General features: G+C 39.4%; 14 protein-coding genes, 1 tRNA gene and 1 pseudogene. 9 read left to right on the forward strand and 7 right to left on the reverse strand.

Annotation, left to right across the window (positions count from 1 at the left end):
- Positions 1–21: 21 nt before the first annotated feature.
- Together KK060_RS18570 and metG are read left to right on the forward strand one after the other, a co-directional pair.
- Positions 22–1,926: a tetratricopeptide repeat-containing sensor histidine kinase gene (locus KK060_RS18570; RefSeq protein ID WP_254155276.1), complete on the forward strand. Its 1,905-nt coding sequence runs from the start codon at positions 22–24 to the stop codon at positions 1,924–1,926.
- Between the two features lie 65 nt (positions 1,927–1,991).
- Entirely contained in the window at positions 1,992–4,085 is a 2,094-nt protein-coding gene (gene metG, locus KK060_RS18575) for a methionine--tRNA ligase (RefSeq protein WP_254155277.1), read from the forward strand.
- 99 nt (positions 4,086–4,184) lie between these two features.
- Here the strand turns inward: metG and pth are convergent, their stop codons facing one another.
- From pth to KK060_RS18610, 7 genes are all read right to left on the reverse strand, one after another.
- A complete protein-coding gene (pth, locus tag KK060_RS18580) occupies positions 4,185–4,745 on the reverse strand; it encodes an aminoacyl-tRNA hydrolase (protein WP_254155278.1) in 561 nt (186 codons plus the stop codon).
- A gap of 101 nt (positions 4,746–4,846) precedes the next feature.
- On the reverse strand, positions 4,847–5,503 hold the full coding sequence (locus KK060_RS18585) for a 50S ribosomal protein L25/general stress protein Ctc (RefSeq protein ID WP_254155279.1): 657 nt from the start codon (positions 5,501–5,503) through the stop codon (positions 4,847–4,849).
- A 22-nt stretch (positions 5,504–5,525) separates the two neighbouring features.
- Entirely contained in the window at positions 5,526–6,455 is a 930-nt protein-coding gene (locus KK060_RS18590) for a ribose-phosphate pyrophosphokinase (RefSeq protein WP_254155280.1), read from the reverse strand.
- Positions 6,456–6,533: 78 nt separating this feature from the next.
- Positions 6,534–6,606: transfer RNA gene (locus KK060_RS18595), tRNA-Gln, on the reverse strand.
- A 118-nt stretch (positions 6,607–6,724) separates the two neighbouring features.
- Positions 6,725–7,300 (reverse strand): DUF4136 domain-containing protein, encoded by a 576-nt coding sequence (locus KK060_RS18600; protein ID WP_254155281.1) that lies wholly within the window; start codon positions 7,298–7,300, stop codon positions 6,725–6,727.
- A gap of 74 nt (positions 7,301–7,374) precedes the next feature.
- On the reverse strand, positions 7,375–11,058 hold the full coding sequence (gene purL, locus KK060_RS18605; RefSeq protein ID WP_254155282.1) for a phosphoribosylformylglycinamidine synthase: 3,684 nt from the start codon (positions 11,056–11,058) through the stop codon (positions 7,375–7,377).
- A 449-nt stretch (positions 11,059–11,507) separates the two neighbouring features.
- The gene (locus KK060_RS18610; RefSeq protein WP_254155283.1) at positions 11,508–12,338 is read right to left on the reverse strand and encodes an alpha/beta fold hydrolase; all 831 of its coding nucleotides are present in this window, start codon (positions 12,336–12,338) and stop codon (positions 11,508–11,510) included.
- A 156-nt stretch (positions 12,339–12,494) separates the two neighbouring features.
- Here KK060_RS18610 and KK060_RS18615 point away from each other — a divergent pair, with 156 nt between their 5' ends.
- The 7 genes and pseudogenes from KK060_RS18615 to KK060_RS18645 form a co-directional block, all read left to right on the forward strand.
- Positions 12,495–13,049, forward strand: coding sequence for an RNA polymerase sigma factor (locus tag KK060_RS18615; protein ID WP_254155284.1), 555 nt, complete (start codon positions 12,495–12,497; stop codon positions 13,047–13,049).
- Between the two features lie 33 nt (positions 13,050–13,082).
- Positions 13,083–13,415 (forward strand): hypothetical protein, encoded by a 333-nt coding sequence (locus tag KK060_RS18620; RefSeq protein ID WP_254155285.1) that lies wholly within the window; start codon positions 13,083–13,085, stop codon positions 13,413–13,415.
- A 150-nt stretch (positions 13,416–13,565) separates the two neighbouring features.
- Complete coding sequence (locus KK060_RS18625; RefSeq protein ID WP_254155286.1) at positions 13,566–14,207, forward strand: TetR/AcrR family transcriptional regulator; 642 nt, start codon at positions 13,566–13,568, stop codon at positions 14,205–14,207.
- Position 14,208: 1 nt separating this feature from the next.
- A complete protein-coding gene (locus KK060_RS18630) occupies positions 14,209–15,675 on the forward strand; it encodes a TolC family protein (protein ID WP_254155287.1) in 1,467 nt (488 codons plus the stop codon).
- Between the two features lie 31 nt (positions 15,676–15,706).
- Positions 15,707–16,843: an efflux RND transporter periplasmic adaptor subunit gene (locus KK060_RS18635; protein WP_254155288.1), complete on the forward strand. Its 1,137-nt coding sequence runs from the start codon at positions 15,707–15,709 to the stop codon at positions 16,841–16,843.
- A gap of 68 nt (positions 16,844–16,911) precedes the next feature.
- Positions 16,912–20,316, forward strand: coding sequence for an efflux RND transporter permease subunit (locus KK060_RS18640; protein WP_254155289.1), 3,405 nt, complete (start codon positions 16,912–16,914; stop codon positions 20,314–20,316).
- Positions 20,317–20,442: 126 nt separating this feature from the next.
- Positions 20,443–20,624: pseudogene (locus KK060_RS18645) on the forward strand (hypothetical protein); the annotation flags it as partial.

The raw sequence follows: 20,624 nt of genomic DNA on the forward strand, positions 1-20,624 counted from the left end.
CTATCTAGATTATATGCGTCTATGCAACAAAATGAAGAAGCGCTTAAAGTCGTTCAAGAGGCTAGTCGTATTGCCTACCAATTAGGAGACACATCAAAAATTGTAAATTCCTCGAGAATAATTGGTTTACTATTTAATAGAATGGATAAACCAAATGAAGCGGAAAAAGTTTTACTTGAAGTATTATCAAAAGCTAAAAGGAATGAACTAAGAGAAGATTATAAGTCAATACTAAACAATTTAGCGATAGCATATACTATTCAAGCGAAGTATGACAAAGCATTGGATATACATTTTCAAGCTTTAAAGATGCGTGAAGAAGACAATAATGCAGAGGAGATAAGTATTTCACTTAATAATATTGGATTAGTATACTTTAAATTGAACAACTATGAGACTGCCTTGGATTTTTATAACCGGGCGTTGAGGTTAAAGACATTAGATTACCTACTTGTCAATATTGGATTATGTTATAATCAATTAAAGGATTTTTCGAAAGCTCATGAATACTTTGATCTTGCTCTGAAGACCTGTGGTGAGAACTGTAGCGAAAGAACAAAAATTGATGCGGAATTCGGATTAGGCATGTCCTATTATGGAATGAACAACTTCCCTAAAGCTGCCAAACACTTTAAAAGCTCTTATACAATTTCAAAAAAAATAGAGAATAAAAGATTTGAGGCAGAGAATCTCCTTTATTTCTCATACATATTTATAAAACAGCATAAGCTGGATTCGGCTGTCGTAACGTTAACAGAATGTGAAAAAATTGCATCAAATGAAGGATATAATGAATTACTAATAGAATCTTATAAAGTATTTTCTGACCTCTTTTATAAGAAGCATGACTTTGAAAAGTCATCGCACTATCAGAGTAAATATATTTTATTAAAGGACAGTATATACAGCCAAGATTTAATTAAAAATTTAGCAAAAATTCAAACAAACTACGCTGAGCGTCAAAATCTTGCAACCATCGCTGCCAAAGAAGAGGTAATCAAACGCCAGCGTAGTCTCAATTTTGCTATCATAATTATCGCGGTATTATCAACGCTGTTAATCTTCGTGCTTTTCCGCAGTAATAGAATTAAGAAAAAGGTAAACGCAGCGCTTTCTGAGGCTAAAGCCATTATTGAAGAGCAGAACAAACAACTGCTAAACTCCAACATAAACCTTGATAAAGAACTTAAGGAGAAGAACATTGACCTCGAAAAGGCCAACGAGTCTCTGCGTCGCGTAAATGAAGAGCTCGATAATTTTATCTATAAAACATCTCACGATATTCGAGGTCCACTAGCAAGCTTAAAAGGAATGTGTAACGTCGCGCTTCTGGATGTTACTGATCCTGTGGCTTTGGGTTATCTTCGGAAACTGGATGTTACTGCAGAAAAGCTTAATACCATTCTTACCCGACTCGTTATTGTTAATCAGATTAACAACTCAATACTTTCCTCTGAGCGTATTGACTTTAACTCAGTAATTAACGACGTTCTTTTGTTGGAGAAGAAGAAAGGGTTGCCACCGCATCTCAACATTAAACTGAAAATAGAAGAGAACATCGAGTTCTATTCCGACAGAGAATTTATACGCATTATTCTCGAAAACCTAATCGACAACGCAATTAAGTTCTATAATGACTCTGACCGTGTTGACCCATTTGTTAATATTTTCATTGAAACTGCGGACGACTTTTTAAAGGTTAGAGTAATTGACAATGGCATAGGAATAAATCAAGCCCACCCCGATAAGATATTTCAAATGTTTTCTCGCGCCTCCGAGCGATCCGAGACAGGGGGCATAGGTATGTATATTACCAAAACGGCTGTTCAAAAGCTCGGTGGGGTTATTAATCTCAAAACTACCAGTGAGGGTTACACCGAGTTCTTCGTTACTTTGCCTTTGTCTACTTCAAAAATAATGGCTTAATCAGCCGTTATTTCGTCCTTTTACCTTCCATTTCTATTTATCATCTTGCAGCGTTTTTAATTGATATGAAAAAATTCAAGCGATATACCATTACCTCTGCCTTGCCATATGCCAATGGTCCCTTACATATTGGCCATATAGCGGGTGCTTATTTGCCTGCGGATACATACGTGAGGTTTCTGAGGTTAAGAGGTGAGGATGTGGTCTTTGTCTGTGGTTCAGATGAACATGGGGTGGCCATAACCATTGGCGCTAAAAAGGAGGGGATGACCCCTCGTCAATTCGTGGATAAGTATCATGCCGTTATGAAAAAGGCATTTGAGGATTTTGGGATCTCTTTCGATATATACTCCAGGACTTCCAATGAAGTTCATTATAAAACGGCGCAGGACTTTTTTACTAAAATCGATCAGCAGAAACTTTTTATTGAAGAGACCTCAGATCAGTACTTCGACGAGCAGGAAGGGATTTTTCTTGCTGACAGATATATCGTAGGCACCTGCCCTAATTGTGGTAATCCTAATGCTTATGGTGACCAGTGCGAGAAATGCGGTACAAGTCTTAGTCCTAAGCAACTTATAAAACCAAGGTCAACGGTTTCAGGAAAGGAACCTGTTCTCCGCCCAACAAAGCATTGGTATTTTCCGCTCGACAAGTTTGAGGGCTGGCTTAAAGAGTGGCTCATCGAAGGTCATAAAGACGATTGGAAAACTAATGTTTACGGGCAGTGTAAGTCATGGATAGATCAGGGACTGCAGCCAAGGTCAATTACAAGAGATTTGGACTGGGGTATCCCTGTTCCGCTTCCTGATGCTAAAGGCAAAGTGTTATATGTTTGGTTTGATGCGCCAATAGGTTATATCTCCGCTACAAAAGAACTTAGACCTAACGATTGGGAGAAGTACTGGAAAGATCCGGAAACAAGGCTCATTCATTTTATCGGGAAAGATAACATTGTATTCCACTGCATTATATTTCCTTCCATGCTCAAGGCTGCGGGCGATTTTATCCTGCCGGATAATGTTCCTGCAAATGAGTTTTTGAATCTTGAAGGGGAGAAGCTTTCAACTTCACGCAATCATGCTGTGTGGTTACACGAGTATCTCCAGGATCTTCCTGGCAGGAGAGACGAGCTTCGCTATGTATTGAATTCTATTTCACCTGAAACGAAAGATGCGGACTTCACTTGGAAGGATTATCAGCAAAAAGTAAACAGTGAGCTGGTTGCTATTCTTGGCAACTTCATAAACAGGGTGATGGTGTTGACCTGGAAGTACTTTGATGGCAAGGTTCCTTCAGAAAAAGAATTACCGGGTACAACAGAAAAGAGAAAGAGAATTCTTGATTTGTATAATAAAGCGCACGAGGAGATGAACAGATCAGTGAAGTCGATGGTGAACGCCCTTGATAATTTCAGGTTCCGCGAGGCACAGTTTGAGATGATGAACCTTGCGCGAACTGGTAATAAATTTCTTGCTGATACTGAACCTTGGAAGCTTGCAAAAGAAGACATGGAAGCAGTGGGGAGCATATTAAATTATGTCTTGACGATAGTTGGAAACATTGGTGTTGCTTGTGCTCCTTTCTTGCCAGATGCATCTGCGAGCATCATTAAACAATTAAATGGACTATCTCTGGTTGACGGATGGAAATTGTTTTGGAAAAAAGAAGAACTTGTTCCTACTGTTCCTGAAAACCACCAATTAAATCAACCTGAGTTGCTTTTCCGGAATGTAGAGGATGCAGAGTTAGAGAAACAATTGGAACGACTTAAAAAAGATAAACCAAAGGCCGTGAATCCAGAAACAACATCAACAGTTAAGCCTCTTAAACCCGAAATTGTATATGATGATTTTGGTAAGCTTGATATACGTGTAGGAACTGTTCTTGCAGCCGAAAAAATGGAGAAGTCTAACAAACTTTTAAAACTTACTGTAGATACAGGTTTAGACAAAAGAACAATACTGAGCGGAATTGCACAGCATTTTAGTCCGGAAGAGATTACAGGAAAACAAGTAACACTGATTGCTAACCTGGCGCCAAGAAAGATGATGGGTATCGAATCGCAGGGCATGATCCTGATGGCGGAGGATGCTGATGGTAAGTTGAAATTACTGCAACCTTCTGATGTTGTAAGCCCCGGATCTACCGTAAGCTAAACAAGATAAGAATCTGTTTTGAGCATTGAGATGCTCAAAACAGATATGCCTATGCGTGAGGCCATTGCTACTGTTCTAGGTTGGTTTAAAAAGAAATTATCAGTCGTTGAACTGAGACATAGTAATTGCAGGGCCGGCTGTACAAAATGAGAGGATCATTTCATTTGCTTTTTTAGCTATCTCCGGAAACTTCTCAAACTCTTCTTTCGAAAATTTCCCCAAGACATAATCAACCTGTTTGCCCTGGTTAAATGTGTTTCCGATTCCAACGCGTAGTCTGCTGTATTCCTGACCGCCGAGAAGAAGCTCTATGTTTTTAAGACCGTTATGACCTGCCGAGCTTCCCTTTGTTCTCAAGCGCAAGCTTCCAAATGGAAGAGCTATTTCATCGACAACCACAAGAAGGTTTTGCTTTTCAATTTTGAGTTCATTGAGCCAATATGCAATAGCCTTTCCGCTTAGGTTCATATAGGTAGAAGGCTTAATCAAGTGGACGGTACGTCCTTTAAATCTAAACTCAGCCTTCTCTGCTAAACGATCAATTTTAAAAGCTGCCTGTTGTGTATCGGCTAGCTGATCAAGAATAAGAAATCCTGCATTGTGTCGGGTTAATTCATATTCTGGTCCTATGTTACCAAGCCCGGCAATAAGATATTTCATTACTATAGAATTAGGTTAAATATTGAAAGTAGAAGAACGCTTAAAAATAAAAAGAGGAGAACATGTCTCCTCTCTTCATTATCTCAAAAGCTTTGTACTGCTTATTTTTTACCAGCTTCTTTCTTAGGAGCTTCAGCTTTCTTAGCATCAGCAGCGGCAGGAGCAGCAGCAGCACCTCCTTCAGCGGCAACAGCAGCGTCAGCAGCCATTTTAGCAGCGCGAGGTACTTCTACGGCAGCAATTGTAGCTTGTTTTGGATCAAGGAATTCAAGCCCTTGAATATTAAGATCACCTACTTTAATAGCATGGTGAAAATCCAAAGAAGATACATCGATGTCGATATGATCAGGCATATCTTTAGGGAAGCCATAAACTTTTAAGGCAGCGCGCTTACGAACGAGCGTTCCACCTTTAGATACCCCAGGAGCCTGGCCAACAAGACGGGCAGGAATGCTCATCTTGATTTTTCTTTCTTCTGAAATTCTAAGGAAATCGGCATGTAAGAGTACTTCACTTACAGGGTGAAACTGAACTTCCTGAAGAATAGCCTGTGCTTCTTCGCCTTCGATATTTAAATGAACGAAGTGTGCTTCGTTTGTATAAACCAAGTCGCGGAAAAGGATCATTGGCGAATAGAAATGGACCTGCTCGTTTCCTCCGTAAAGTACGCATGGAACAAGTCCTTCATCTCTTAATCGTTGTGAATCTGCTTTGCCAAGATTTGCTCGTTTATACCCTATAATCTCAACAGTTTTCATAAAATATAATTTAGTTTAAAGTTTACAACTTGATAAATAGTGAGCTGATGGACTCATTGGTGTGTATGATCCTTATAGCCTTTGCAAAAAGATCAGAAACACTGATAACCTTAATCTTGCTCGACTCCTGTTTTAAAGGAATTGTATCTGTTACCACCAACTCTTCAAGGGCTGAACCCTCCACGTTTTCATACGCCTTTCCTGAAAGCACCGCATGGGTACACACTGCTCTTACTGACTTTGCTCCGTTTTCTTTTAACAGCCCGGCCGCTTTGCAAATGGTTCCTGCTGTGTCAACAAGGTCATCAACCAGGATAACGTCTTTGCCTTCAACTTCACCGATAAGTCGCATCGAAGCTACTTTATTGGCTTCTTTACGGTATTTATCGCAAACAGCCAAGTCAGCATCAAAGAATTTGGCAAAGTTTCTGGCGCGTTTGATACCACCTACGTCAGGTGTTGCAAACATAATGTCCTTTAACTTCAAAGATTTGAGATAAGGTACAAAGATGTATGAACCGTCAAGGTGATCAACAGGAATATCAAAAAAGCCTTGAATCTGATCTGCATGTAAATCACAGGTCATAATTCTATCGGCACCAGCTGCAGAAAGAAGGTTTGCTATCATCTTAGCAGCAATTGAAACACGAGGTTTGTCTTTTCTATCCTGGCGGGCGTAGCCGAAGTAGGGGATAATTACATTAACAGTGTGAGAGCTTGCTCGTTTAGCAGCATCAACTGTAAGTAACAACTCCATTAAATTGTCAGCAGGAGGGAAGGTAGACTGAATGATGAATACATCGTGACCACGAACGGATTCAGCAATATAAGGTGACATTTCACCATCACTGAATTGCTGGTAGTTTATTACTCCCAGCGGAGCACCATAAGCATAAGCAATTTTCTCAGCCAAATATTGAGTGGCTCTTCCACTGAAAATTTTAACCGCCATGGACAGTCTTTTGTTTTATGTAGTGTCTGCTTCTTAGCAGAACTAAAAATCCCGCCTTTATGACGGGATTTTTAATTGTTGTCCGACCAGGGCTCGAACCTGGACTTTCCTGAATCAAAATCAGGCGTGTTGCCAGTTACACCATCGGACAATGCCTTTCTTAAGTATGTTACTACTTTAGAAACCCCGGCCGCGGTGTTGCAAGCCGTTAAATTTGGGACAGCAAAGGTAGAATTATTTTTTTAAAATGGTAACCGCGGGCAAAAAAATTAAAGGTCTTTTTCTTCAGCAATTGCTCCACCGTTTTCAATAAATCCTTCAGCCCAGAAACGGTATTTATCCAGAATGGAAATTACTGCATTTCGTAAGTGTCGGCTGTTGTTAAAATCAATATTGCCATACATGGTGGTAGCATATCCCTGCCAGATGGAACGGTTCTGCCTGCGGTCATACAATTGAATGAGCAGGGTGCCTGTTTTCATACTAAACTTTTGGGGATCGTAATTTAGATCGTCCTTCTGGCTTTTTGCCCATTCTTCAATGTCGGGTTGATTATATCCGTTGAACTTCAGGCTATCATTAAACATCTTAAATCCTATTATCAAATGTGGTTTATTAGTTACTTGTCGGTAACCTAAAAACTTCATTCGTGCGATAATGGATTTTTCAATTACATCATTAACCATGGTAGAGTCACTTACCCCTGCAGGTTTCATGATGTCAAACGTTCTATACTTTTTGAAATTACCCTTATAGCTATAATCGTATTCAACTGGTAATTCCTTGTATCCGAGGCAAGATGCTAGGAGCACGCAAAGCAGCAAAGGAGCGAAGAGTTTTGACATAGGCTCAACTGTTATTAAGGAATTTGAAGATAAGCTAAAAATTCTTTAATAACAGTTGGCAGAATGTAACCTTTTTAGATTTTTTTTAACCAGTCGCGGGCGTTTACAAAGGCTTCTATCCAAGGAGAAACTACGTCTGCTTTCCTTTCTGTTGGGTAGTAGGCCCAGTTCCACGGGAATAGCGACCGTTCAATATGAGGCATAATAGCAAGATGTCTTCCGTCTTTCGATACCAGGGCAGCAGCAGAATGTGTTGAACCTCCCGGGGTGCCAGGGTATTCCGCGTAAGAATACTGTGCTGCAATCTGATACTGACTCTGATCTTCAGGAAGGATAAATCTTCCTTCACCGTGAGCAATCCAAACACCTAACCGCGCTCCTGAAAAACTTTTCAGCATGACCGAATCGTTCTGAGGAATGGTTACGTTCAAAAACATAGACTCAAACTTCTCTGAACTATTATGGTGCATCTTTGGATGATCTTTCCATTCAGGGTATACCAGGCCTAGCTCCATCATTAACTGGCATCCATTACAAACGCCAAGACTTAATGTGTCATTTCGCTTATAGAAATTATCAAGTGCTTGTTTTGCTTTTGGATTGTAAAGAAAAGCCCCTGCCCATCCTTTTGCAGAACCTAATACATCTGAGTTGGAGAAGCCTCCTACAAAAACAATAAGGTTAACATCGGAGAGATCTTCTCTGCCAGAGACCAGGTCAGTCATATGAATATCTTTCACATCGAAGCCGGCGAGGTAAAGGGAGTAGGCCATTTCGCGATCTCCGTTTACGCCCTTTTCACGAATGATAGCGGCTTTTATACCGGACGACTTCTTTCTGGATGGATCGATTCCATATGTTTCGAATCTTCCATCAAATCTCTCCTGAAACTTGTATTCAAGAACTTGTCTCTTATAGTTTTTGAATCTGCTTTCAGCATGCTGCTGCGGGCGTTGTTTGCTATCAAGCTGATAAGATGTTTTAAACCATGTATCTCGAAGTGCGTCAATATCCAGGGTTTGTGTTCCGGACTCCAATGTCAGTTTAATTACTCTTTCCTGGGTAACAGTACCGAGAACCTGATAAGTAATACCTTTATCTTTTAATGAAGTTAAATCACTTTCTGCTTTAACCTGAAGGATAATACCTGGGTTTTCGGCAAAAAGAATCTGAATCAAATCACCATTTAATTCAGAAATATTGATATCAAGTCCGGCTTGCGGTACAGCAAATGTCATTTCAAGTAGCGCAGTGATTAAACCACCTTCTGAAATGTCATGCCCTGAGAGCACTTTGCTTTCGCTGATCAAACTCTGTACACCGTCAAATGCTTTTGCGAAGTAAGCTTCGTCTTTTATTGTAGGCACTTCATCTCCTAATAGATTCAATACCTGTGCTAAGCTGGATCCACCCAGTTTATATTCATCTTTAGAAAGGTTAATATAAACCAGTTTAGAGTTTTTAATCGGTTCGAGTACAGGTGATACTGTTTTAGTTACATTACTTACCTCGCCAACAGCTGAAATAATTACGGTGCCTGGTGCTACAACCACTTCTCCATTGGGATACTTCTGGGTCATTGACAAAGAATCTTTTCCTGTGGGAATATTGATTCCTAAGGCAATGGCAAAATTGCTTACAGCTTCAACGGCTTCATACAGTCTTGCATCTTCTCCTTTGTTTTTGCAAGGCCACATCCAGTTGGCGCTTAATGAAATACCTTTACGGCCATAGGGAAGTGGGGCCCATATAATGTTTGTTAGAGCTTCTGCTATTGCAAGTTTGCTTCCTGCAACCGGATCGACCAAGGCAGCTCCTGGTGCATGCCCTATAGCAGTAGCTACCCCTTTGTTGCTGATGTAATCCAATGCCATTACACCGACGTTGTTCAGTGGCAATTGAACAGGACCGCAGGTTTGTTGTGTGGCAACTTTACCTGTAACGGAACGGTCTACTTTGTTAGTGAGCCAATCTTTACATGCTACCGCTTCAAGCTGAAGTACCTGCTCAAGGTATTCCTGAAACTTATTCAGATCATACTGAACAGGCTTGTACTGTATAACTTGTTTTGAGTCGCTAATAAGAGTTTTTGGTGATGAACCAAAAAGATGGCTTATGTTTAATTCAACAGGCTTGCGCGATTGACCGTTTTTACTAAACTCAAACTTTCCGTCTCCAGTAGCCTTGCCTATAACATAAAAAGGAGCACGCTCGCGCTCAGAAACTTTTTTTAAAGTCTCAATATCTTTTTCACGTATACCAAGTCCCATTCTTTCCTGAGACTCGTTACTTATTATTTCTTTATCAGAAAGGGTAGGATCACCTACAGGGATTTTATCTATATCAATTTTTCCTCCGGTCTCTTCCAATAATTCTGACAAACAGTTCAAGTGGCCGCCGGCGCCATGATCATGAATAGTTACTATCGGGTTCTCGTCTGATTCTACCATCGCTCTGATAGCATTCATCACACGCTTTTGCATTTCAGGATTTGAACGCTGAATAGCATTAAGTTCAATGGCATTTCCGTATTCTCCTGTAGCTACTGAAGACACAGCGCCACCTCCCATACCAATACGATAGTTATCACCACCCAGTAAAACGATTTTATCACCAGGTTGCAGGTGCCCTTTCTTGCTGTCTTGTTCCTTGCCAAAACCAACACCACCTGCAAGCATGATCACTTTATCGAAACCATACTTTTTATCATTTTCAAAATGTTCGAATGTTAATACGCTACCTGTAATAAGAGGCTGCCCGAATTTATTGCCAAAGTCTGAAGCGCCATCTGACGCTTTGATCAAAATCTCTTCCGGGTTTTGGTATAACCATTTGCGGGCTTCAAACTTTTTCTCCCATGGTCGTCCTCCATTTAATCTTGGATAGGAGGTTATGTATACTGCTGTTCCAGCAAGAGGGAGAGACCCTTTACCTCCTGCCAGCCTGTCTCTTATTTCGCCACCAGAACCGGTAGCTGCTCCATTAAAAGGCTCAACTGTGGTAGGGAAGTTGTGTGTTTCCGCTTTAACTGATATTACAGAATCGAATTCTTTGATTGTAAAATAATCTGCCGTGTCTTGGCTTGCTGGTGCAAACTGCCCGATTTTCGGACCTTTAATAAAGGCAACGTTGTCCTTATAGGCAGATACGAGATAATTAGGATTCTCTTTCGATGTCTTCTTTATTAGCTGAAAAAGAGTTGAAGGCTTTTCCTGTCCATCAATTACAAAAGTACCATTAAAGATCTTGTGACGGCAATGTTCTGAGTTTACCTGAGAGAAGCCGAAGATTTCACTGTCTGTTAACTTCCTTCCCAGCTGTTTGCTAACTTCTTCAAGGTATGTTATTTCTTCTTTGCTTAAAGCCAATCCCTCTTTTTCATTATAGGCGGCAATATTATCGATCTCAAGGATGGGTTCAGGTGAATGGTTAATGGTAAATAAGTCCTGATCCAGATTCTTATACAAATGTTGAAGCATCCTGTCATACTTCGCGTTCTCACCATTAGCTACTTCAAATTCTTCAATTCGCTGAATTCCTGTGATACCCATGTTCTGTGTGATTTCTACAGCATTGGTGCTCCATGGGGTGATCATTTCTTTCCTCGGGCCGATATAAAGGCCATTCAGAACCTTTTCTTCTAAGGGCTGTGCTCCGCTGAAAAGCCAGGTAAGCTTTTGAACATCATTTTTTTGTAAAGGCTGTGCCGAGCCAACAGCGTAAAGTGTATTGGCCTCCGAACGAAAGAATAAAATCATGGAATCGTTTAGAATTGAAGCTGCAAAATTAAAAGCATTTTTAATGTTTCAGCTATGATTTCTATAAAAATTAGGGTGGTAAGCCGGAAATAATGGCAGGAGTAGGAAGAGTAGCAGTGGAGTAGGAGAGCAGTAAGAGAGCACTAGTTGAGATAAGTTAGGCATGATGGAGTAATTTACTGCCAAGTTGGCGGAGTGTTATGTTTTTACAGAAAAGATTGGCCTGGTAACGATTAAGAGTAGGCCTGTTATTGTCTGGTACCTTTTGAAAAATTGGGAATTTGTATAGGAAATAGTAAAGCTTTAAGGATCAGTTTTTCGAAGCTTGCCGGTAACTACAAAGGTTAGACTTGGATATTGACAGGTATCAGCAAATATAGGTATTTCTAATGCCTTCTGATCAGTAAGAGGATACATTACTAAGCAACCTTTAGATCGTTAGCTCTTCTTTAGCGTATGATATAATTCGAAGGAGATACTTTTTCGGCAATAAAAGGAAGGCTTTGATATATTAAACCGCTATGTCCTGACTCCAGAGCGTGAAATTTATGATTGTTTAAAAGGCTCCTGAATTTATCCATGTGTTCGGGAAGAATCACTTTATCGTATCGGCCTACAATAACTACTGTTTGGATATTATGCTTATTTATAAGGCTCGCCAGCCTTCGGATGTTAAATTTCATGTGCCTGAACACCACCCAAGAATAATATACTCTTTTCCGCTTTTCAGTTGTTCCCATCTGATAATCTGCAAAACGAATAAGACCAGGATCTACAAGCTTCCATTTAACAAGCTTGTCCGCTATAGTGAGAAACCGATTATAATTGTGAATCATGCTTTTAAAGAACTTCCGGAGAAAAAAAGGATAAGTCGCGAGTTTGTACCATGTATTTTCTCTTATGCCGTCAGAAGCAATAAGAAACACTTTGTTTATCTTTTCAGGGAAGGCTTCAAGGGTACTTAGTGCAAACCGTCCTCCAAGGCTGTATCCAACAACAGAAAATGAGGTGATTGAGTTTTCTTTGAGAAATTGAGCAATCATTTCTTTCCAATATTTTTTCTCAAGAGGCCGTTCGTCATATCCCCATTTACTTTGCCCATGAAAGAAGAGATCGAAAATATAGAGTGAATAATGTTTTGCTAACGATTGAATTAATGGAATATAGACGGTGTGGTCTTGTCCGAAGCCATGAAAGAATAATAAGGTTTCCTTGCCATTTCCTGCCTTCACATAATGAATGCGGCTGCTTTGATAGTTCAGATAGTGATTGCTAATCATTAAATACGTTTCTTAAAAACTTTGATGTTTGCTAAACTTAATAAAACAACAGGCACCGAAAAGAGTCAGAGAGCGTAACTTTCTTATAAAATTTCATTGTTTTGTAAAATAATCTTGTCCATTGCCCGTCTCTGATTAAAAAACCAGAGCAAGGTTATGGAACTGGCCATGCAAATTAAAGAACAAACATTTCTGCGAGAGAAAGACAAGTTGCTGGGTTTTATCCGTAACCGTGTTTCAAACAATGATGAAGCAGAAGATATACTCCAGGACGTCTTTTACCAATTTGTTGTTGGCTTTGATTCCATTGAATCATTGGATAGAGTTACTTCATGGCTTTTTTCTGTAGCAAGAAATAAAATCATCGATAGATACCGTAGAGATTCTGTTCGTCCTCAACGCACTGAGTTAGGGCTTCAGACGGGAACTGATGATGATTCTCCGATAACACTTCAGGAAATACTTCCTGATCTTGGCAATACACCTGAAGACTCATATTTAAGAGAGATGCTTTGGGATGCTATTATGGATGCGCTTGATGAATTACCTTTTGAACAGCGGGAAGTTTTTATTCTAAATGAATTAGAAGAAAAGAGCTTTCGTGAAATATCAGAAGACACAGGTGTTTCCATCAATACACTTTTGTCGAGGAAGCGTTATGCTATTCTTGCTTTAAGAAAGAAGTTACAAAAATTATATGAAGAACTTTGAGTTGCCAAAGGCAATTCTAATTTGATAAGTACTATGAATAACAAGGGTTTGAAAATAGTTAAATGGGTCTTTGTCTGCGTCCTCTTTATTGTGTTGTTTGGATATATCACAATGATGTTATGGAACTGGCTGATTCCAGCTTTATTTAACGGTCCGGCTATAACATTCTTTCAGGCCCTCGGTCTTTTATTGCTCAGTAAAATACTTTTCGGCGGATTTGGCGGTAAAGGTTGCAACAATGGGCCTGCACGCTGGAAACATAAGTATTACGAAAAATTATCGAGCATGAATGCTGAAGACAGGGAACGCTTTAAAGCGCGCTTGCGCGAGAAATGGTGTTCCAACGATAAAAATACTTCAGTTTAATCAGAGTAGTTGGTGAAGTTTTGAAGGTTAGCACTTTTAAATAAATTTTTAATAAAAAGACATGAAGATGCTAACCTATAGGAAATTTTTGCGTTAAAGGAAACGTTGGAAACTTTTTTAATAGTGAAAGTTTCCATAGTTTTGCCGGCCATGGAAGAATTATCGATCAGAGATAAAATTTTAAAAGGTGCTGAAGTTCTCTTTACAAAGTATGGAGTAAGGAGTATTTCTATGGATGATATAGCCAGGCATCTTTCTGTGTCTAAAAAAACGCTTTATCAACATTTTTCCGACAAGGAAGATATTGTAACACTGGCATGTAAAGCTCATTTAGACAGAGAGACAATTGAGTTTGATAATATTCATTTCAGGTCGAGAAATGCAATTGAAGAATTGGCGGCTTTGTCTTTAAAACTAAAGCATAATATGGAGGAGTTGAATCCCTCCCTATTATTTGATTTGAAGAAGTATCATCCGAAGGCGTGGGCAGTTTGGGTAAATCACAAAAACAGGATTATACGTCAATCAGTTATCAGAAACATTAAACAAGGTATTGAAGAGGGTTATTACAGGCCAGAGATTAACGCTGATATCATTAGTACTATGCGCCTGGAATTAGTACAGCTGGCGTTTGATGAGGAGTTGTTTCCGAGAGAGAAGTTTAAGCTTCCGGAGGTGCAGATGGAGATATTCGATCACTTTGTTCACGGTATAGCTACTGAGAAAGGCAGAAAGTTGTATTTGAAGCATAAAGAGAAAGTTAATAAACACCAAACCACAACCATATTATAGCATGAAGCGATTGTATCATTTTTTAATTCTTGCTTTGATAATGCCGGCACGAAGTTTTGCCCAGGAAAATCAAAGTGGTCAAGTATTTACATTGGAGCAATGTATCACTTATGCGCTGGAGAACTCTATTAATGTAAAGAATGCAACACTTGATGAGAGGATTGCAGATGCGAGAGTGAAAGAGACGAGAGGTATAGGATTACCGCAGGTCGATGGAAAGGTGTCAATAACTCATAATGCTAAATTGCAAAGATTCTTTCAACAGTATACAGAGCCAAGTGCATCAGATACTGCTGCCTTTAGTTTTATTCCTCCCATGGAAGGCGTTGAAGACGGAGATGTAGTAGCGGCCCAAAACTTCTTTCAATTGAAGAGTGCCGGTGATGCAGGGATAACCATCAGCCAGATTATCTTCAATGGTTCATACCTTGTAGGTTTGCAAGCAGCAAGCGCTTATCGTGAACTATCTGTTAAAACTACACAACAAACCAAAGAGCAAATCATTCAGCAAGTAACAAAGGCCTATTACGGGGTTTTAATTAACAAGGATAGGATGCAACTTTTTGATAACAACATAACCAGGGTTGAATCTTTGTTAAAGACCACTAAAGCAATGAATGAAAATGGCTTTGCTGAAGGTATTGATGTTGATAGGATTCAGGTTACACTTAACAATTTAAAATCTGAACGTACTAAGTTCTACAACCTGCAGGAACTGTCTCTTCATTTGTTGAAGTTTCAGATGAACTATCCTTTAAATCAGCCAATAGAAGTTGCTGGTGAAATTGCATCATTGCAGGTTGATGAAAATGTTCTTAATAATTATGCGCTCGAGTGGGACTATAAACAACGAATAGACTATAGTATACTTGAATCGAACAGAGAACTTCAAACACTTGATATTAAAAATAAATATTCAGCGTCGTTGCCGTCGATTTCTGTTTTTGCAAACCTTGGTTATTCTACGCAATCTGCGGATGTGATGGGATTATTCAGGACTGAAACTAATAAGAATGCTGCTTTTATCCCTGGTACAGGCCCAGATAAATGGTATCCTTATACAATGCTTGGCCTTACATTAAATGTTCCGCTTTTCAGTGGTCTTCAACGAAATTATCGAATCCAACAATCTAAATTGACGTTGCAGAAAATTGAAAATGGATTTACAAATCTGAAACAGGCAATTGATTTGGAGACCAAACAATCTGCCATTAATTATATGAATGCTATAACCTCTTTAAAGTCGCAGGACGAAAACAAGAGGCTGGCAGAAAATGTAGCACGGGTTACCAAGATAAAATATGAGCAAGGTGTTGGCTCTAACATTGAGGTAATTGACGCAGAAAGCAGTTTGCGTGAAGCACAGATTAATTACTACAATGCGTTATATGATGCATTGGTGGCTAAAGTAGATCTTGATAAAGCTTATGGAAAATTGTTGCCAGAAGATAACACCTCTACCAAATAACTATATGACCTACGCTGAAAAAACTATATTCATGAAATCAAATATCTATTTCCGGTTATTTTTTGTTGCCATTATAGCAGGTCTGCTAGCTGCATGCAGCGCGGCATCACCTGAAGATGACAAACAGGCGCGTCTTGAAAAATTAAAGAAAGACCAGGTTGCACTGACAAAAGAAATTCAAAAGCTTGAAGCAGAGATAGCGGCTGCAAATCCAGATGCTGCTACCAGTGTTAGAGCAAAAGAAGTTTCTATTACAGCGCTTGCTCCGCGATCATTCGATCACTTTGTACAAACACAGGGTCTTATTGAATCAGATAATAATGTGTTGGTGAGTGCCAAAACAATGGGTGTTGTTACTCAGGTTTATGTAACCGAAGGACAATCAGTTTCAAAAGGACAAGTGCTTGCACAGATAGATAACTCGGTTATTGTTACAAATATCCAGTCTATGGAGGCCCAACTCGAATTGGCGAAAAGTGTTTACGAAAGACAAAAGAATCTGTGGGACCAGAAGATTGGAACAGAAGTGCAATTTCTTCAGGCCAAGACAAATAAAGAAAGCCTTGAGAAACAACTTGCCTCATTAAGAGAACAGAATGAAATGGCGAAGATTAAAGCTCCTATAAGCGGAACAGTGGATGAAGTGGTTGTTAAAGTAGGAGAAAATATATCACCAGGTATGCCTGCAGCGCGCGTTGTTAATGCAAGTGATCTGAAGCTGGCAGCAAAAGTTTCTGAAGCTTTTGTTACAACCATTAAGAAGGGCAATAAAGTAATTGTTAGTATTCCTGAGTTGAAGAAAGATATTGAAGCGAAAGTAACTTTTGTTGGGAAGAATATTGATCCTTTATCAAGGACGTTTAATGTAGAAATTAATTTGCCAAATCATCCTGATCTCAGACCTAACATGACAGGTACTATTAAAGTAGTATTTAACACTGAGCCATCTGCGATTGTAGTTCCTGTGAATGTGATTCAGACTGTCAATAATGAGAAGATCGTTTATGTTGCAGAAAATAACGGAAAACAAACTGTTGCGCGTAAGAAAATAATTACTGTTGACGGCGTGTTTAATAATCTTGCTCAGGTACAAGGACTAAAGGCAGGTGATAAAATTGTAACCTTTGGATATCAGGGTTTAAGTGATGGAGAAGTAATAAAAATCTAGTTATGAAGATAGTCGCACTCAAATTTGAGTACGACTATTTTTTATCAACTTTTAACGCATACTAATTTATGGTTGAACCAAATAAAGAATTTAAACCTACCAGCTGGTCCATTGATAATAAAGTCAGCATTTATGTTGCTACTGTTATCATTTGTTTGGCTGGTATTTTAACATACATCAGTCTTCCGAAAGAGAATTTCCCTGAGGTTGTTTTTCCGCAGATATATGTTGCTACTATTTATCCGGGTGCTGCCCCAGAGGACATTGAGAACCTGATTACAAAAGAGATTGAAAAAGAAGTAAAATCAATTTCAGGCGTAAAGAAAATTACCAGTAACTCGGTTCAGGACTTTTCAAATGTAATTATTGAATTTGAACCGGACATTCTTATTGATGATGCCAAGCAGGAAGTGAAAGACGCTGTTGACAGGTCGAAGCGAAATCTTCCTACAGATCTTGATGAAGATCCACAGGTAATTGAGATAGATATTTCCGAAGTCCCTATTATGAACGTAAACCTTTCTGGTGACTACGACCTTCATACGTTGAAAGAGTATGCTGAGCATATGCAGGATCGTATTGAATCTGTGAAAGAGATCAGAAGGGTGGATATTGTAGGAGCATTAGACAGAGAAATTCAGATCAATCTAGATATGTTTAAAGCTGCCTCTGCAGGTGTTAGCCTTGATGATATTATCAGTGCTGTATCCTATGAGAACGTTATTGTATCAGGCGGGCAGCTATCGGTAGATGGAATGAAGCGTTCCCTTAGTGTAAACGGTGAATTTGAATCTGCTGAGCAATTGGCTAATACCGTTGTAGGATCGATACGTGGCGGTAAGGTTTATCTGAAAGATATAGCAGAGGTTGTTGATTCGCATAAAGAGCAAGAGAGCTTTGCGCGCTTAGATAAGAAGAATGTAATTACACTTAACGTTATTAAAAGAAGTGGTGAGAACCTTATTCTTGCGTCTGATCAAATTAATGAAATTGTAAAAGAATTTGAAAAAGATATTCTTCCTCCTGGTGTTAAGATTACGATAACAGCCGATCAATCCGACAACACCCGGATGACGTTGCATGACCTGATCAATACCATCATTATTGGGTTTGTACTGGTAACATTGATTCTGATGTTTTTTATGGGAGCTACTAACGCGATATTCGTTGGATTGTCCGTTCCTCTTTCAAGCTTTATTGCATTCCTTGTGTTTCCTACGCTTGGATTTACATTAAACATGATGACGCTGTTCTCATTCTTACTAGCATTGGGAATTGTCGTGGATGACGCCATCGTAGTGATTGAGAATACGCACCGAGTATTTGATAATGGCAAAGTACCCATTAGAAAAGCAGCAAAGATTGCGGCGGGTGAAGTGTTTCTCCCTGTACTTTCGGGAACGCTGGTAGTGCTTGCACCTTTTATTCCACTGGCTTTCTGGCCAGGTGTAATTGGAAAGTTCATGATGTACTTGCCTATAACACTTATTGTCGCACTTCTTGCATCATTGCTTGTGGCGTATATTATGAATCCTGTGTTTGCGGCAGACTTTATGAAACCACATGACTATGATCATGAAGAGAAAGGTCGTATAACAAAAGGTTTTAAGATTACAGCAGTTGTGTTGGGGTCAATTGCGTTGATGTCATATATTGTTGGTGCGCCTGGATTAGGAAACTTTACCATATTCCTTTTCGCTTTATATGCCCTTCATCACTTCTATTTGAAGAATGTGATTGTAAGATTTCAGAACAACACCTGGCCGTCGGTACAGCATGCCTATAGCAGGATGATTACCTGGTGCTTACACAGATATCGTCCGATATGGATTGTGGTTGGTGTTATAGGGTTGTTTATCTTCTCTATTATCTTCACAGGAATTCGTCAGCCTCCGGTTGTATTCTTCCCGCAAGGCGACCCTAACTTTATCTATGCATACATCAGAATGCCGATAGGAACTGATCAACGCGTAACTGATTCTGTTACTCGCACGGTTGAAAATAAAATAATGGAACTTGTTAAAGAAGATTCAACGCTTGTTGAGTCCATTATCTCTAATGTAGCCATTGGTGCAAACGAAAACCAATTAGAAGGAGGCAGCCAGGCCAGCCCTCATTTGGGCAAGGTGACCGTTGCTTTTGTTGATTTTGCCCAACGCGATGGACGTTCTACAAAAGACTACCTCAATAAAATCAGGGAAGTAGTAAAAGGTGTTAAAGGTGCTGAGATTTCTGTAGACCAGGAAGCGAATGGTCCTCCAACGGGTAAGCCTATTAACATTGAGATAGCTGCAGATGAATTTGATATGCTCGTGTCAACGGCTGATCGTTTGAAAAGATACCTGGACTCACTACAGATTCCGGGTGTTGAAGAATTGAAATCAGATTTTCAAAGTGATAAACCTGAGATTGTAATTAATATTGATCGCGAAAAAGCAAATCGTGAGGGTATTTCTACAGGACAAATTGGTATGGCCTTGCGTACAGCTATCTATGGAAATGAAATATCAAAATTCCGTGATGAAAATGACGATTATCCGATCCAGTTAAGGATTAAAGAAGAGCAGCGGAATGACATCAACATTTTGATGAACCTGCCAATTACTTATCGTGATATGGCGTCTGGTGGGGCTGTGAGGCAAGTTCCTTTATCTGCGTTAGCTAAAATTGAATACTCAAATAGTTATGCGGGGATCAGAAGGATAGATCAGAAGCGTGTAGTAACATTAGCATCCAATGTGTTGTCTGGCTATAATGCTAATGAGATTGTAGCGCAGATACAACAAAGTCTTCCTTCATTTTCGAAACCAGATCAAGTAGAGATTAAAATGACAGGTGAACAGGAAGATCAGGAAGAGACAGGGACGTTTCTTGTAACAGCATTCGGTGTGGCTTTTATGCTCATCCTTATGATCCTGGTTATTCAGTTTAATTCCATAAGCAAACCACTGATTATCCTTACTGAAATTGTCTTCAGTGTAATTGGTGTATTACTTGGTTTTTCACTTTTTAAAATGGAAATATCGATAGTAATGTCTGGAGTAGGGGTGATGGCATTGGCAGGAATTGTGGTTCGTAACGGGATTCTTTTGGTTGAGTTTACGGATCTCTTGAAGAGCCAAGGCTATAAAACGAGAGAGGCCGTTATTGAAGCTGCAAAGACAAGGATGACCCCGGTTATTCTTACAGCGCTTGCTGCCACACTTGGCCTGATACCATTAGCCGTTGGTTTAAACATAGACTTTGTAACATTATTTACAGAGTTTAATCCGCATATTTTCTTTGGTGGCGATAACGTAGCTTTCTGGGGACCACTTTCCTGGACTATGATCTTTGGACTGATATTCGGTACTTTCCTTACGTTGATACTCGTTCCAGTGCTTTATCTGTTGGTTGATAAATTAAAGGATCGGGTTTATAAAAGACGAGAAAGTCCATCATCAAACCCTGAAGGTGCAGTAGCATTGAGCTAACAGAAACTAAATTTTAAAAAAAGTCGTCTTAGATATAGGACGACTTTTTTTATTCATAATAGGGCAACACCTGCTCATTTTAAAGTGTCTTCCGGCACTGATATATTTACGATGAAAGCACGCATCATGACGTTTATTATTTTTATCATAATCTTCTTTCTGATTGATATTTATCTATTTCAGGCAATACTTGCTGTTAGCAAAAACTGGACTCCTTTCTGGAAAAGCTTTATTCGTTATGGGTTCTGGTTCCCGTCGGTATTATCTGTTTTAGCGGTTATTTGGTGGAATTTCGGCAACTTAAGTGA

It is taken from the genome of Chryseosolibacter indicum, from assembly GCF_018598585.1.
Taxonomy (GTDB): Bacteria; Bacteroidota; Bacteroidia; order Cytophagales; family Cyclobacteriaceae; genus Chryseosolibacter; species Chryseosolibacter indicus.

Excerpts from the sequence above, each read along its gene's own strand:
- KK060_RS18570 (WP_254155276.1), top strand. The coding sequence starts at position 22 with ATGCAACAAAATGAAGAAGCGCTTAAAGTCGTTCAAGAGGCTAGTCGT.
- metG (WP_254155277.1), top strand. The coding sequence starts at position 1,992 with ATGAAAAAATTCAAGCGATATACCATTACCTCTGCCTTGCCATATGCC.
- pth (WP_254155278.1), bottom strand. The coding sequence starts at position 4,745 with ATGAAATATCTTATTGCCGGGCTTGGTAACATAGGACCAGAATATGAA.
- KK060_RS18585 (WP_254155279.1), bottom strand. The coding sequence starts at position 5,503 with ATGAAAACTGTTGAGATTATAGGGTATAAACGAGCAAATCTTGGCAAA.
- KK060_RS18590 (WP_254155280.1), bottom strand. The coding sequence starts at position 6,455 with ATGGCGGTTAAAATTTTCAGTGGAAGAGCCACTCAATATTTGGCTGAG.
- KK060_RS18600 (WP_254155281.1), bottom strand. The coding sequence starts at position 7,300 with ATGTCAAAACTCTTCGCTCCTTTGCTGCTTTGCGTGCTCCTAGCATCT.
- purL (WP_254155282.1), bottom strand. The coding sequence starts at position 11,058 with ATGATTTTATTCTTTCGTTCGGAGGCCAATACACTTTACGCTGTTGGC.
- KK060_RS18610 (WP_254155283.1), bottom strand. The coding sequence starts at position 12,338 with ATGATTAGCAATCACTATCTGAACTATCAAAGCAGCCGCATTCATTAT.
- KK060_RS18615 (WP_254155284.1), top strand. The coding sequence starts at position 12,495 with ATGGAACTGGCCATGCAAATTAAAGAACAAACATTTCTGCGAGAGAAA.
- KK060_RS18620 (WP_254155285.1), top strand. The coding sequence starts at position 13,083 with ATGAATAACAAGGGTTTGAAAATAGTTAAATGGGTCTTTGTCTGCGTC.
- KK060_RS18625 (WP_254155286.1), top strand. The coding sequence starts at position 13,566 with ATGGAAGAATTATCGATCAGAGATAAAATTTTAAAAGGTGCTGAAGTT.
- KK060_RS18630 (WP_254155287.1), top strand. The coding sequence starts at position 14,209 with ATGAAGCGATTGTATCATTTTTTAATTCTTGCTTTGATAATGCCGGCA.
- KK060_RS18635 (WP_254155288.1), top strand. The coding sequence starts at position 15,707 with ATGAAATCAAATATCTATTTCCGGTTATTTTTTGTTGCCATTATAGCA.
- KK060_RS18640 (WP_254155289.1), top strand. The coding sequence starts at position 16,912 with ATGGTTGAACCAAATAAAGAATTTAAACCTACCAGCTGGTCCATTGAT.